At 76.5% G+C, this 315-nt stretch carries 1 protein-coding gene; it reads right to left on the bottom strand.

The features are described from left to right. A partial coding sequence (locus ACODRW_RS24410; RefSeq protein WP_488906940.1) for an AMP-binding protein occupies window positions 1–315 on the bottom strand: 315 nt, incomplete at both ends.

Here is a 315-nt window from a genome sequence, read left to right as displayed (position 1 = left end):
CGGCGAGCAGGGCCACGACCAGATCGATGGAGCGGGGCAGCGCGACGGCGACCAGAGTCTCGGGGCCGACGCCGTCGGCGCGCAGGCGGCGGGCGAGGCGGTTGGCGCGCTGGTGCAGCTGGCGGTAGCTAAGGGCGGCCTCGTCGAAGCGCAGCGCCTCGGCGTCGGGGCTGAGTTCCGCCTGGCGTTCCAGCAACTGGGTCAGGGTGGCGGCGGGCAGCGGGGCGTCGGTGCGGTTCCAGGCGGCGAGCGCGTCTTGCTGGGCCGGCGTGGCCGGCGGGATGCGGGCGAGCGGCAGCTCGGGCTGTTCGGCGA

This window comes from Chromobacterium sp. FG89 (assembly GCF_057808735.1).
The sequence above is the reverse complement of the archived record's forward strand: the minus strand, read 5'-3'. Positions and strand labels throughout refer to the sequence as shown.